Below are 12193 nucleotides of genomic sequence, written 5' to 3'. Positions count from 1 at the left end.
GGCGCGCCCGAGCCGGGAGCGCTTCGTCCGCGTGCCCGCCGGCGCCGGGGATGGTTATCGACCTGGATCCGCCCCGGAGGTCGTGGCCGCCGCTGATGGTCTGCCTGCTTACGTGGGGAACTCACCGCACCAGTTGCGCCCCAGAAGGGTGGCGGGCAGGTACTCGGACTCAACCTCGATGAGGATGCCTGCGTCGTGGGCGAAGCAGGCGATGGCGAGCGGCGCGAGCGCGACGAGGCCCGGAATCGTGGCGGCTCGGTCCTCCACGCTCCAGTAATCCTTGTGCCACTGGAGGGCGGCGACGAGCGCACGGTTCAAGCCGACGTGGTCCTTGCGGACAATCCGGTGGAACATCTCCATCGGCGAGTACATCAGCTTGCCCACCGCCTCCGGGTCGGTGACGGCTTCCGGGGCCGTGCTGTCCACCGCGGCCACCAGCTTCTGGCCGAGGTCGGGGCCGCCGAGCCAGTAGGTCTGGAGGGTGTCGATCCAGGCGAACTGGAACTCGTCGAAGCGCGAACCATTCTCGCGCAGCAGGGACAGCGGCACCTGGCACAGGGCCGTGATCCTGTCCCGTTCCCGGCACACCACGGCCAGGTAGAAGGCGGTGAGCCAGGTGTTCGGGTGCACAAACCACTGCGGGCCGGTGGCCTGGAGTATCCGATCCTTGTGCGCAATGCGGCACTGAACTCGCGCCTCGGTCGTGGTCGCGGCAGCGAACACGGCGGAGCCGACCTGCATCGCGTTCACCCAGGCATCCCATGTGGGGAAGATCGAGGCCCTCGGGTCCATCAGACAGTGCGCCTTGGCCAGGGTGAGCGTGGCGCCCAGGGCATCGCCCAGCCTGGTGGAGCGTGCCTCCAGTCCGTCGATCAGCTCCTGTGCGTTGTTTTGGAGCACGGCGAGGCCCTCTTCCGCGTTCCCCGTGGGAAAGGGGTGGCGGGGGAAGTTCGCGACCAACGCGTTTCTCCTTAGAAGATCTTGAAACGCTCGATGACTGCCCCAGCGTTGCTGACCGACAAGAACGGCCACAATCGATCCCAAGGCTGGCCTCGGGTTGATACGCCCCAGGTCGTCCAGTCAACGGGGAATGCCACCACGGCCACCTCGTTGTCACTGATCCGCGAACGGAGCCACAGCGACGGTCTTGGAGTGGTCCTCGATTCTTCCCGGTTCAGGTGTCGAACCCCAGCCAGAAACGATGCAGGTGCCGGATGGGAAGGTACTCGGATTCGACCTCGATCGGGATTCCGGCGTCGTAGGCGAGGCATGCCATGGCCAGTGGTCCCAGGGCGAGGTAGCCGACGATGTCGTCGGAGCGGTCTTCCCGGCTCCAGTACGCCTTATGGAGTTCGAGCGCCTCCGCGAGCGCTTGGTTGAAGCCCTCGTGATCCTTGCGCATGAACTGGTAGAAGAGGGATTGGTAGATACAAGATGCACTGGAAGGGGTCGCGGGGCGCGATCATCGCGATGCCCCTTCCAGTGCCAGGCGTCTCACGTGGGGAACTCCCCCAGCCAGCCGTGTTCAAGCAGGTACTTGGGCAGGTAACCGGATTCGACCTCGACCGGGAGCCCCCCATCGTAGGCCAGGCACGCCATGGCCAACGGCCCCAGAGCCAGGGTGCCGTCGATGTCGGCTTCCCGTTCCTCATTCAAGGTCCAGTACGCCTTGTGCAACTCCAGCGCCTCTACCAGGGCCGGACTGAAGCCCTCCTCGTGCTTGCGCACGAAGTGGTAGAAGAGATTGATCGGCGGATAGAGCACACCCTGCAGCAGGTCACGCGGAACGCTCCGCGCCACTTCGGGGTTCGACCCCTCAATCGCAGCGATGAGCTTGTCCACAAGGCCCGGACGCTGGAGCCAGTACGTCTGCAGGACATCCACCCAGTGATACATGAACTCTTCGTACTGGCCCTCCGGCGAACGCAGCCGCTCCAGCGGGATCTCGCACAACTGCGTCATCCGCTGCTGCTCACGGCAGACAACCGCCAGCCAGAACGCCGACAGCCAGTTCCCCGCATCGGCGAACGACTGCGGTCCGATTCTCGGAAGAGTCCGCATCTTCCCGTTGATACGGCACTCAACGGTCCCCTCGCTCGCACCGGTCACGGCGAACAACGCCGAGCCCAGTTGCATCGCGTTGACCGTGGCCTCCCACGTCTCCAGCTTCGCCGCTTCCGGGTCACCCACACAGTGGGCTTGCAGCGCCATGAGAGCAGTGCTGAACGCGAAGTCGATCGCGTCCGCGGACCTCTCCAGGCGGTCGACTCGACCGGCCACTTGTTCGCTGAGTCGCTCGGCGAACCGCTCGGCGTCGGGTCCCGGTACGCCATGGCGGGCAACGGTCACAGTCACGGAAGAGTCCCCTTGCTTATGTCGAACCGCCGGTACTGGAGACCAGTATAACTTCCGGTGTTTTTCTCACCCTTGACGACCACGTATTCTAGCTTGCCGTCCTCGAGTGCCTTTTCCAGGTCCGCCACGAGATCGAATTCTCCTCGCTTCGTCATGACCCGGAGTATGTCGAAGAAGTATTCCCTGCTTCCCTGGGAAACAGACCTTCTGCTGGGAGGGGGAAGGGTGCGCGTGCCGAGATCCGTACCAGGGCTGCTCTTGGCCTCGATGACGACAATGCGTCCGTCTTCATGCTTCCACACCTGGTCGAACTGGTCATTGCCGTTCTTCGGGCCGAGGAGATCCTGCTTTTCGAAGTCCGCGTAACGCTCGGCGATGAAGTGGTGCTCAGCTGCCGTCTCGCCGAATGCCTCAGTGGCGTCCCCCATTTCGGTGTGCGATTCCCTGTACGCACCCTTGGCCTCTCCCCATTCCGCAACCGATTCGATGGTGTCATGGGCTGCGTGGGCCTTTCCGGCCTCATCCTTCCAATCCTCGACAAGGTTGTCCCACTCCACGGCGAAGTGGCGCGTCTCCGCAGCCTCGTCGAGCACTTTGAGCCGAGCCGGACTCGTGACGTTGTCACGCCCCACAGGGATGTAGTCGTCGTCAAGGAAGTGGGGTTCGGGGGCCTCAGGAGCGTCCTTGGCACGGATCCACGGGCCGTTCTCCGACAGCTGGGTGAGCTGGGGCGGGGTGTACCCGCTCTCGTCCTTCAGTGACAGGCGCAGGCGGTGACCGTGCTTTTGGTAGTACTTCTCCAGATAGCCGGGCTCTTCGTTAGCACGGTAGACCTGGATTTCCTCAATCTGCTCCAGTGTGAGCCGCCCGCGCGGTCCGTAGGGATTCGGGCCATCCAGCATGAACTCGGGACGCGGCACGGGCTTGTGCGGGGCCGGGGTGCCGTCGGCCGGGTTGTCCCCGGCAGGCGTGGCCGAGTCGTCGCCAGCGCGTGTCGCCTCGCCGCCAGTGTTGTCCCCGATGCTCTCACGCGCGCGGGCAGCGTCATCGAGGGCATCCAGGCCCGACATCTCCGGGTGACCGGAGCCCGAGACTCCGTTATTGGCGGTGGAACCACGTGGGAGGCCGTTGTCGGCTGTCGAGCCGCCAGGGAGGTCGTGGCCACCGCCCGTGTGCGGGGTGTCCGTGGCCCGACCGCCGCCACCACCGGAGGGGTTGTTATCCAGGTTGTTGGTGGGCGTGTGGTTGCCCGCGGTGCCTCCCGGGGCGCCGTGGTCGCCGGCGCGGCCCGTGGGGGTGTTGTCGCCTGGTCTGGTGCTGCCGTGGCCTGCGTTGTCGCCGGCGCGGGCCGGGTCGGAGATTTCCGAGCCGACGCGTGTGATGTCGTCGCCGCGTCCGCCGACGCCGGCCGGGACCCGCTGTTCCTGGCGGGCCGGGGCTTGGATCCGTGGGTTGTCCGCGCCCGTGGCGTGTGGGGCGGTCTCCTCCTTGGGGGCGTCCTCGGCGCGCTGGAAGAGGCTGCCGTCCTCGTTGTAGAGGTCGCCTCTGCCGCTCATGTACTTGCCGGTGGCCGGGTCCTTCACCGTGTTCGGTGGGAGGTCAACCGTGCCTTCGGGCAGCTTGATTCTGCCGTCCGGGAGTTTGGTCGCCCCTTCCGGAATGGCGGCGCCGTCGGGCAGCTGGATCGTGCCGTCCGGCATCTTGGCGGCGCCCTCGGGCAGGCTGTAGGCGCCCTCGGAGATCTTCGGGATCTCGACGTGGCCGAGGCCCTTGAGGTGGGCCATCACGTCGCCGACCTTCGACAGGCCCGCGCCTGCGCCCTTGATGACGTAGGTCATCGGGTCGACGGCGCTGCCCACCTTGCTGACGACGGACAGGCCCTTGGCCAACGCGCCAGCCTTGCCCGCGCCCTGCACGGCGGCACCGCCACCGCGGGTGAAGACGGCGGTCACGATGTTGAAGGTGACCGCGCCGGCGGCCCGGGAGCCGTTCGATTCCCACTGGTCCCAGGCCACAAGGGCCTTGCCTGTATCCAGCACTGCGGTACGCGAGTCCCGCAGCCAGGAGGGGAGCATGTTCCCCGGCGCCATCCAGTAGGCGGCGTTCAAACCGGGCGTGGTGGTGATCGCCACTGCGGTGGAGAGCTTGGCCAGACCGAGCCACGCCTGGCCGGCGGCGTCCCCGCCGTGCCCGCCGAAAAGGGTGTACAGGCCGTCGATGGTGCCCCCCACGCCGTCGACGATGAAGCCCTTGCCGAAGTCGTAGGCGTGTTCCCACACCTGCCACCAGGGAACGGATTCCTCGACCGCATCGCCCCAGGGAAGGCTCTTGGATGCCTTGAGGGCCCCGGCGTCGTAGCCGTATCCCTTCTTGTGGGAGGCGTCGATCGTGTGGAGTGCCTTGCCGCCTACCAGCGCGACAATCTTGGCGTGGCAGTCGCGTTCGGCTTCTTGGAACGCGGCCCAGACCTCGGCGATCTTGTTGCGGCGGTTGAGGTTCTCGTCGGTCAGGTCGCCGTCTTCGCTCCAGTCGTCTTCGGCGGCCTCGTTGTCGCGAAAATCGGCGGCTTCCTGCTTGAGCTGCTTCAGCCGGTGGATCAGTGGCCTGATCTCACGGGCGTAGGTGCTCAGAGCCCCGGCGATGACATGCATGTCGTCACTCAGGTCGTGAGCCGTGCGCTCCACCGGTTTGGTGACGCCGAACAGCTGCTCCGCCTCGGGCGCCTTGTAGAAGGCAGCCAGTCCGCCGAAGGACTTGTGGACGTCCGAGCCAGCGGTTTGGACCTTGGAGCCGCCGCGGGACAGCGCCTTCGTCTTGGCTTCCAGAACGTCCAGATCACCGGTGAAGACCGGTACATCGGCCGGGTCGACCGGTCCGCCGCTCACTTCGTCTTCCCCCCGAAGTCCTTGAGAGCATCCAGCCGCACCCCGTGGGCGGCGTTCTGTGCGTTCTTGGCCGCCTCCAGATCGCCCTGGACGTACTCATTGGTGGCTTTGGCAGCCCCCAGAACGGCCGCTTGGCAGCGATCGGCCATTGCCTTCATGCGCGGCTTGCGCTTCGTTACGTACTCGACCAGCGCCGCGGCGACCGGCCCCGTCGCCTTATGCGGCAACAATTCGGGGGCCACTGGTCCCAACGGCTTGCCTGATGGCGTCATCGGCCCGCGCATCGGCGTCATGGCGCTCGTGCCCGGCACGGCCGTACCCGCGGCCTGTGCCGCTTCCTGTATGTCAGAGAGCAGTGTGTTGAGGACCTTCCCCAGATCTTCGGCATGCGTGCCAACGACCTTCAACTGGCCCTGCACTCCCTGCGGCTGGATGTCCCATGACGCCACGAACGCCCCCCTGCGTACACACTTCTTGCACCGCCGCCGCGACCCGCGCGGCGCCGTCCCTCACGGCCGGCAACCCGTCCGCGCACTCAGAAGGATTGCCTTATCTGTCGATGTGCTGAGGCAGGCTCAGCCGATGTTGTCGACCGCGGCCTTCGCGCGTGCGAGCGTCTGGTGCGCGGTGCCGTCGTTCTTCTCCAGCGTCGTCTTCAGCAGCTGGATGATGCTCCTGACCTCCTGCGAGGCGCGGTTCCAGCGCAGCTCCTTGCCGTGGTACTCCTCCGCGACACCATCCGCGGCGAAGTCCGACATCGCCGCCTTCACCTGCGCATCACGCGCCGCGATCACCTGCTCCAGTCGCGCAATCACCGCCTGGATGTTGCCTTGCGCCTCCGCGGACGCACCCGAGTCGTACGAACGACGGTCCATGCCAGCAGCCATCACAATCACTCCCCCTGAAGATCTGAGTTCATCTGTCGCAAGCGGGGCTGTCAGCGGCCCGAGAAGCGGGCCGCGTCGAAGTTCGCCGCCGACATCTGCGACCGGGCGTTGTCAGCCTGCTCCTGGTCGCCCGAGCCGAATGCCGTCTCCATGCCCGACTGTCCGCCCACAATCGCGGCCAGCGCACTGTTCAACGATGCCGTGATCTCGTCTGCGCGCGACTTGAACGAGTCGAACGCCGCCTTGCCCGACCCGTTGAACTTGCCCTCCAACGGCTGAGCGGCCTGCACAAGCTGACGGATCAACGTCCCCAGCTCCGTGCCAGACCCCTGCGACTTCGACCTCAGGGTCGAGAGCGTCTGCGCCCCCATGTCGAACTTCATCGGACTCCCCCCACCAGACTTGACGATCGTATGTACGGTCATGCCTATCAACTGCGAAGTCATTGGTGCAATCCGCAACTCCGATGCTATGCCCAAGGTCTGACAACGGCTCAAAACAGCCAGAAGCCCACCCTCCTGCCCATGCCTGCACCGTGATCGGTAGGGAGGTCCACGCGCAGGCCCAGCCGGTCCAGGTGCTCTCACTCGCCTTTCAGATGCCGCACCAGTCGCTCGAAGTCCTGCCAGCCCGACAGGTCCAACGGGTCCCCAGGAAACGGGTAGTACATCGCAGGGCGGGCCTTCGGGCCGAGGGGGACAGGCGGCTGGGCCAGCGGCGTGTGCCGGGCGCGGTCGCCGGGCATCTGGCGGACCTCCTCTGTGCCGAGCACGAAGGCGAGTGGGACACCGGGCCCCTCGAAGCGGGGCGGCACCGCCAGGTCCCGGCGGGCTTTACGGATCTGGACGAGCATCGACAAGAGGCGGTGGCGGGTGGCGAGCACCTCCGCGGCCCTGGGCAGGGAGTCCACCGGCGGCTCCTCGTCGGGGCCGTAGCCGAACATCAGCGTGACGTACTCCTCCACGCCCGCCTTCGTCCGGCTGACGCGCACCGTGGCCAGGCCCGGCCGCTCCGGGCTGCCGACGACCACGAACCAGGTCGGCTCCGGCGCCCTCTCATAGGCGAGGTCGGTCATCTGGCGCGGCGACCAGGGAAGGTTGGCGGGTTCCGCCGTTCCCCAACCGGCCGGGGGCTCACCGACCAGTTCGCGCCATATCGACTCCAGCGCGCCGCCAAGGACCAAACGCTCGTCCGCGGGATGGACCGTGCGGAACGTAATGGCCAGCTGCTGCTCACCGGTGTCCGTGACCTCCTGGAAGGAGGCGGCCACCGGGGTGCGGGGGTCGTCAGCGGTCGCGTCGGCCGCCGCTACGGGGGCGAACATGCCGTCCTGCCAGCGCAGGACGGCTCCGGACTGTCCGTCGTAGTAGCCGTCCCGCTCATCGCGCACGACCCAGCGTGAGGGCCAGTTGCTCAGGCTGGCGCGTACGGCCGGGGAGAGCGTGGTTCCTGCCGGGGTGACGACCTGGAGGCCCAGCTCTGCGCCGGCGGCTGTCTGGAACGCGTCCTGGAGCCAGGCCGTCATGGCGACCACCGGGCGGTCCTGGATGACGACGGCGACCTTGTCGGTGAGGACGTCGACCGCGGGCTGCGCGGCGGCGGGCGTGGGCGCCACGCTCACCCCGTCGGTCTTCACCACGGCCAGGGACTGCGCGGCTTCAGGCGGCCAGGCGGAGCCGTCGGCCAAAGCGGCCAGTCGTGCCGCGAAGGTGCCCGCGAGCCGCTCGGCTTCTTCCACACCGGTGGTCGCGCGGGCCTCTGTCCACCAGTACGGAAGCGGCGGCGGGGTGGCTCCGAGCAGCCGTTCGGCCTCGCCGGCGACCTGCACGAGCAGCGGTGCCTCGACGGAGACGAGCGGTCGGCCCTCCTCGTCGCACAGTCGCACGACGGCGCCCTCGCCCGCCGTGTCCACCAGCTTGTCGGGGCCCCCGGAGAGCAGGCCAGCGAGCATGGCCCACGGGTCGGGCATGCGCTGGGTGAGGGCAATGACGTCCTTGGTCATGGGGTCGTCCGGTCCTTCGTCGTTCGGGGCATGGATGCCGTATGTCTCGTGGTCCGCGTGGGCGGAAGAGCTCTCCTGTAGGTCACGCGGGGGAGTACACGGTTTGGATCAGGCGGTTGGGCTGTCCTCTGCGGATCAGGACGCCGCGGCCCGGTGGCTGCTGGGAGGCGTAGACGCCGGGGAAGAGCTGGCCTTCGCCGCGGTCGCCTGCCATGAGGAGTGCGGAGGATCCGGACTCGCGCAGGCCCTGGACGAGGGGTTCGTAGATGCCGCGTGAGGCGCCTGCGACGCGGCGCGTCAGGACGAAGTGCAGGCCGATGTCGACCGCGGAGGGGACGTAGGGGAGGAAGGGGGCCAGCGGTTCCTGGCCGGCGGTGGTCAGGACGTCGTAGTCGTCGACGAGCACCACGATCCGCGGGCCGCCGCCCCAGCTGCCGGGCACCAGGTCCTCAAGGCGCGCGCTGTCATCGGGCAGCCGCTTGTCCAATTCGGTGGCGATGCCGGCTGCGAGGCCCGCGCACAGCTTGGCGTTGTACGCGTATCCGCCGTTGAACTCTTCGGGGATCGCGCCGCGCAGACTGCGCCGCGGGTCCATGACGGCGAAGACCAGCTCGTCCTCGCTGAAACGCTCGACGAGGCCGCCGGCGATGGTCTTGAGGAGGTTCGTCTTGCCGCACTCGCTGTCGCCCATGATCAGCAGGTGCTGGTCATGCTGGAACAGGTCGAGCAGAGCGGGTTCGAGGGCCGTCTGGTCCAGGCCGATGGGCACCCGCTGGGGTTCGGCGACCGGGCCCGGCAGGAGGTGGGGCTCCAGGAGGTGCGGCAGCACCCGCACCGGCTGGGCCACCTCACCGCTCCAGGTGGCGCGGATCGTCCGGGCCGCACGCTCCAGAACCGCGCCCAGGTCCGCGGTATCGGCGAGTGAGTCCGTCCGAGGAAGCGCGACCTGCGCGAAGAGCTTGCCGGCGGTCAGGACGCGGCCGGGCTCGTCGGGCGAAAGAGTCACTGCCAGCTTGCTGTCAATGCTGGACTCGCTGGGATCGTTCAGCCGCAGCTCGACGCGGGTGCCGAAGTTCGACTGGACGGCGATGCGCACGTCGTTCCAGCGCAGCATGCCCGCCACGACGTGGATGCCGTAACCGCCGCCGCGTTGAAGGATGTCGGCGACGGCGTCCTCCAGCTCTTCGAAGTCGTCGCGCAGCGCCCCGAAGCCGTCGATGACGAGCACGATCTCGGCGGAGGCCAGCTGTGGCAGCCGGCCCGCCGCGTGCAGGTCGCGCAGCTGCTCGACGGAGTCGATGCCGTGCTCGCGGAAGAGGTCCTCCCTAGCCGCGAGCATGTGCCGTACCTCGTCGACGGTGCGCGCCACCCGCTCACGGTCGACGCGACCCGCGACACCCCCGACGTGAGGAAGGCCCGACACGGCCGCCAGGCCGCCGCCGACGAGGTCGAGGCCGTAGATGCCGACCTCCTGCGGGGTGTGGGTCAGCGCGAGTGAGAGGACGAGGGTCCGCAGAAGCGTGGTCTTGCCAGACTGCGGGCCGCCGATGACGGCGGCGTGGCCACCCGCCACCGTCAGGTCCAGGTACCAACGGCCCTGCCACTGCCTGGCCGGATCGTCGAGCAGACCGAGCGGTACCTCCAGTGGGCCGCGGCGCCCCGCGAGCTGCACACCGCGCGTGCCGACATCCAACGGTCCGGCGACCGCGTCCAGGGTGATCGCGTCGGGCAATGGGGGCAGCCAGATGCGGCGCACTGTACCGGCGGCGTTCGCCAGTTGCTCGACCATGACGCCCAGCTCGGTCGGCCCCATCTCGCGGCGCCGCACCGTCGGCTCCTGCGCGTCCGCATCCTCCTCAGAAAGGGTGTTGAAGGTGTCGTAGGGAAGGGCGAGGGGCCCGGTGTCCTCGTCGTTCTCGCGCTGTACGGGGCCGCGGTAGGCGCCCGAGACATAGCTCGCCTTGAAACGGTCGTAGTGGCTGGTGTCGACCTTGAGGTAGCCGAATCCCGGCAGCGGCGGCAGATGGAAAGCGTCCGCGGTGTCCAGAACCGTACGGGATTCGTCGGCGGAGAAAGTGCGCAGGCCGAGCCGGTACGAGAGGTAGGTGTCCAGGCCCTTGAGATGGCCGCCCTCGATCCGCTGGCTGGACAGCAGCAGGTGCACGCCGATCGAGCGGCCGATGCGGCCTATGGACAGAAACAGGTCGATGAAATCCGGCTTAGCGGTGAGCAGTTCACCGAACTCGTCGATGACGACGAACAGGTGCGGCAGCGCCTCCAGATCGGGCCGACGACTGGCGCGCAGCGCGGCATAGTCACCGATGTCGGCGACGTTGCCCGCGTCCTTGAGGACCTGCTGGCGGCGCTTGACCTCGCCGGCGAGCGAGGCGTGGACGCGCTCGACCAGGCCGGCCTGGTTCTCCAGGTTGGTGATGACGCCAGCGACGTGCGGCAGGTCGGCGAACGGCGCGAAGGTCGCACCACCCTTGTAGTCGACCAGGACCAGCGCGAGATCCTCAGGCGGGTGTGTGGCCACCAGGGCGAGAACAATGGTGCGCAGGAGCTCCGACTTCCCCGAGCCGGTGGCGCCGACACACAGACCGTGCGGGCCCATCCCGAGCTCCGAGGACTCCTTCAGATCCAACAGCACCGGCTCATGGGAGTCGTTGATGCCGATCGGTACGCGCAGGAAGGCACGTTCGCCGCGCGGCGCCCACAGGTGCGAGAGGTCGAGTTGCGCTACGTCGTCGACACCGAGCAGCTCGGCGAAGTCGACGGGCCCGGTCAGGGGGGCGTCGGTGAGCGATTCGGCGGACAGGCGCAGTGGCGCCAGCATCCGGGCCAGGCCCTCGGCGAACGGGATGCTGGCCTCGTCCACGGTGCCGTGGGCGCTGACCGGCTCCTGCTCGCGCAGGTCCTCGATGACCACCTCATCGCCATCGACGGTGATCCGGACACCGACATGCCCCGGCTCCTGGACGCGCTGCTCCAGTAGATGCAGGACGGTGACGCCCATCTCTCGCAGGCCGACCGCCTCGTCGGGACGCGGCAGGTCAACGGCGTCCTGGCCGTGTCCGTCGGCGACGACGAGCAGCCGGGACGTCATGGACAGGGCATCGTTGCCGGACAGCCCGCGGCGCACCTCGGCCGCATAGGAGGCTCGGCGCCGCAGTTCGGCGCCAAGCTGCCGGGCGAGCTGGAGGACGGAGGGGACGATACGGCGAGCGGCGACGGGGCCGTCGTACTGCTCGCCATCGAGCAGATGCGGCATCCACTTGGCCCACTCCCAGTCGGCGAGCCGGTCCCCGGGCACGGCGAGCGCCATCGCCACGTCGTCGGGGGCGTGCAGGGCGGCGGTGTGGACGAGCAAGGCGCGCGCGACGCGGAGGCAGTCCTCGCGGGGGCCGATGACGCTGACGTTGCCGACGCGGTCGAGCGGGACGGTGAGGGGGAGTTCGGTGCCGGTGCGGAAGCGGGCCATCAGCGCCGACGCCTCGTTGAGCATGAAGCGGTCGGGCGGGGTGAGGACCGACGAGCCCTGCTGAGCGATCTGCAAATCGCGTACGGGCATCTCGCCCGTGCCGACCCGTACCCGCAGGAAGTCACCGTCGACGCGGCGGCGCTCCCACAGGCGAGCCGGATCGCGCACGATGTCGTACAGGGCAGGCGGCGGCGGATTGAGGACGTCGGCATGCTCGCGCCTCTGGCGCTCCTCGGCGGAGAGCTCCTCGCGCAGATCCTCCAGGTACGCGAGATACGCCTCGCGCTGGGTGCGTCGGGTCCGCTGGGCCTTGCCACGCTGCGAGAAGACCAGCGCGACCGAGCCGATGACGGTGACGACGAGGATGATCGCGCCCAGCCCGGCGAACTGACTGTTGCGCACGACCGTCATCATCACCACGGACGACATGACACCCGCGACGGGCAGCAGCGACATCGCGATATTGCCCGCCTTCCCCTCGGGGAGGTTGGGCGGGGCCTCGATGATGCGTGCGGTGGAGGCGGCCGGGGGGCGGGTGGTCCTGGCCGGGCGGTGGATCAGTCGGGTACTCATCGTCGTCCGT

General features: G+C 68.1%; 9 protein-coding genes. All 9 read right to left on the bottom strand.

Annotated elements, in window-relative coordinates; translation table 11 throughout:
• Positions 1-108: 108 nt before the first annotated feature.
• The gene (locus tag AB0C46_RS25300) at positions 109-960 is read right to left on the bottom strand and encodes an immunity 49 family protein (RefSeq protein ID WP_362830486.1); all 852 of its coding nucleotides are present in this window, start codon (positions 958-960) and stop codon (positions 109-111) included.
• 214 nt (positions 961-1174) lie between these two features.
• Positions 1175-1402, bottom strand: coding sequence for an immunity 49 family protein (locus AB0C46_RS25295; RefSeq protein ID WP_362830485.1), 228 nt, complete (start codon positions 1400-1402; stop codon positions 1175-1177).
• 92 nt (positions 1403-1494) lie between these two features.
• Complete coding sequence (locus AB0C46_RS25290; RefSeq protein ID WP_362830484.1) at positions 1495-2355, bottom strand: immunity 49 family protein; 861 nt, start codon at positions 2353-2355, stop codon at positions 1495-1497.
• Entirely contained in the window at positions 2352-5006 is a 2655-nt protein-coding gene (locus AB0C46_RS25285; protein WP_362830483.1) for a hypothetical protein, read from the bottom strand. Before AB0C46_RS25285 ends, AB0C46_RS25290 begins: the two co-directional genes overlap by 4 nt.
• Before the next feature lie 230 nt (positions 5007-5236).
• Positions 5237-5689 (bottom strand): DUF6507 family protein, encoded by a 453-nt coding sequence (locus tag AB0C46_RS25280; RefSeq protein ID WP_362830482.1) that lies wholly within the window; start codon positions 5687-5689, stop codon positions 5237-5239.
• Between the two features lie 126 nt (positions 5690-5815).
• Complete coding sequence (locus AB0C46_RS25275) at positions 5816-6127, bottom strand: pore-forming ESAT-6 family protein (RefSeq protein WP_093642528.1); 312 nt, start codon at positions 6125-6127, stop codon at positions 5816-5818.
• Positions 6128-6177: 50 nt separating this feature from the next.
• Positions 6178-6510 (bottom strand): hypothetical protein, encoded by a 333-nt coding sequence (locus AB0C46_RS25270; protein WP_093649033.1) that lies wholly within the window; start codon positions 6508-6510, stop codon positions 6178-6180.
• 200 nt (positions 6511-6710) lie between these two features.
• Positions 6711-8129, bottom strand: coding sequence for a DUF6177 family protein (locus tag AB0C46_RS25265; RefSeq protein ID WP_362830481.1), 1419 nt, complete (start codon positions 8127-8129; stop codon positions 6711-6713).
• A gap of 82 nt (positions 8130-8211) precedes the next feature.
• Positions 8212-12183 carry a type VII secretion protein EccCa gene (gene eccCa / locus AB0C46_RS25260; protein WP_362830479.1) on the bottom strand — a complete coding sequence of 1324 codons (3972 nt, stop codon included), beginning with the start codon at positions 12181-12183 and terminating at the stop codon, positions 8212-8214.
• Positions 12184-12193 lie beyond the last annotated feature (10 nt).

Origin of the sequence: Streptomyces sp. NPDC048637, assembly GCF_040650675.1 — a bacterium.
Classification (GTDB): Bacteria; Actinomycetota; Actinomycetes; order Streptomycetales; family Streptomycetaceae; genus Streptomyces.
This window is presented reverse-complemented; position numbering and strand designations above follow the sequence as displayed.

Coding starts and splice junctions, on each gene's coding strand:
- AB0C46_RS25275 (WP_093642528.1), bottom strand. CDS start 6,127: ATGGCTGCTGGCATGGACCGTCGTTCGTACGACTCGGGTGCGTCCGCG.
- eccCa (WP_362830479.1), bottom strand. CDS start 12,183: ATGAGTACCCGACTGATCCACCGCCCGGCCAGGACCACCCGCCCCCCG.
- AB0C46_RS25270 (WP_093649033.1), bottom strand. CDS start 6,510: ATGAAGTTCGACATGGGGGCGCAGACGCTCTCGACCCTGAGGTCGAAG.
- AB0C46_RS25285 (WP_362830483.1), bottom strand. CDS start 5,006: ATGCATGTCATCGCCGGGGCTCTGAGCACCTACGCCCGTGAGATCAGG.
- AB0C46_RS25295 (WP_362830485.1), bottom strand. CDS start 1,402: ATGCGCAAGGATCACGAGGGCTTCAACCAAGCGCTCGCGGAGGCGCTC.
- AB0C46_RS25265 (WP_362830481.1), bottom strand. CDS start 8,129: ATGACCAAGGACGTCATTGCCCTCACCCAGCGCATGCCCGACCCGTGG.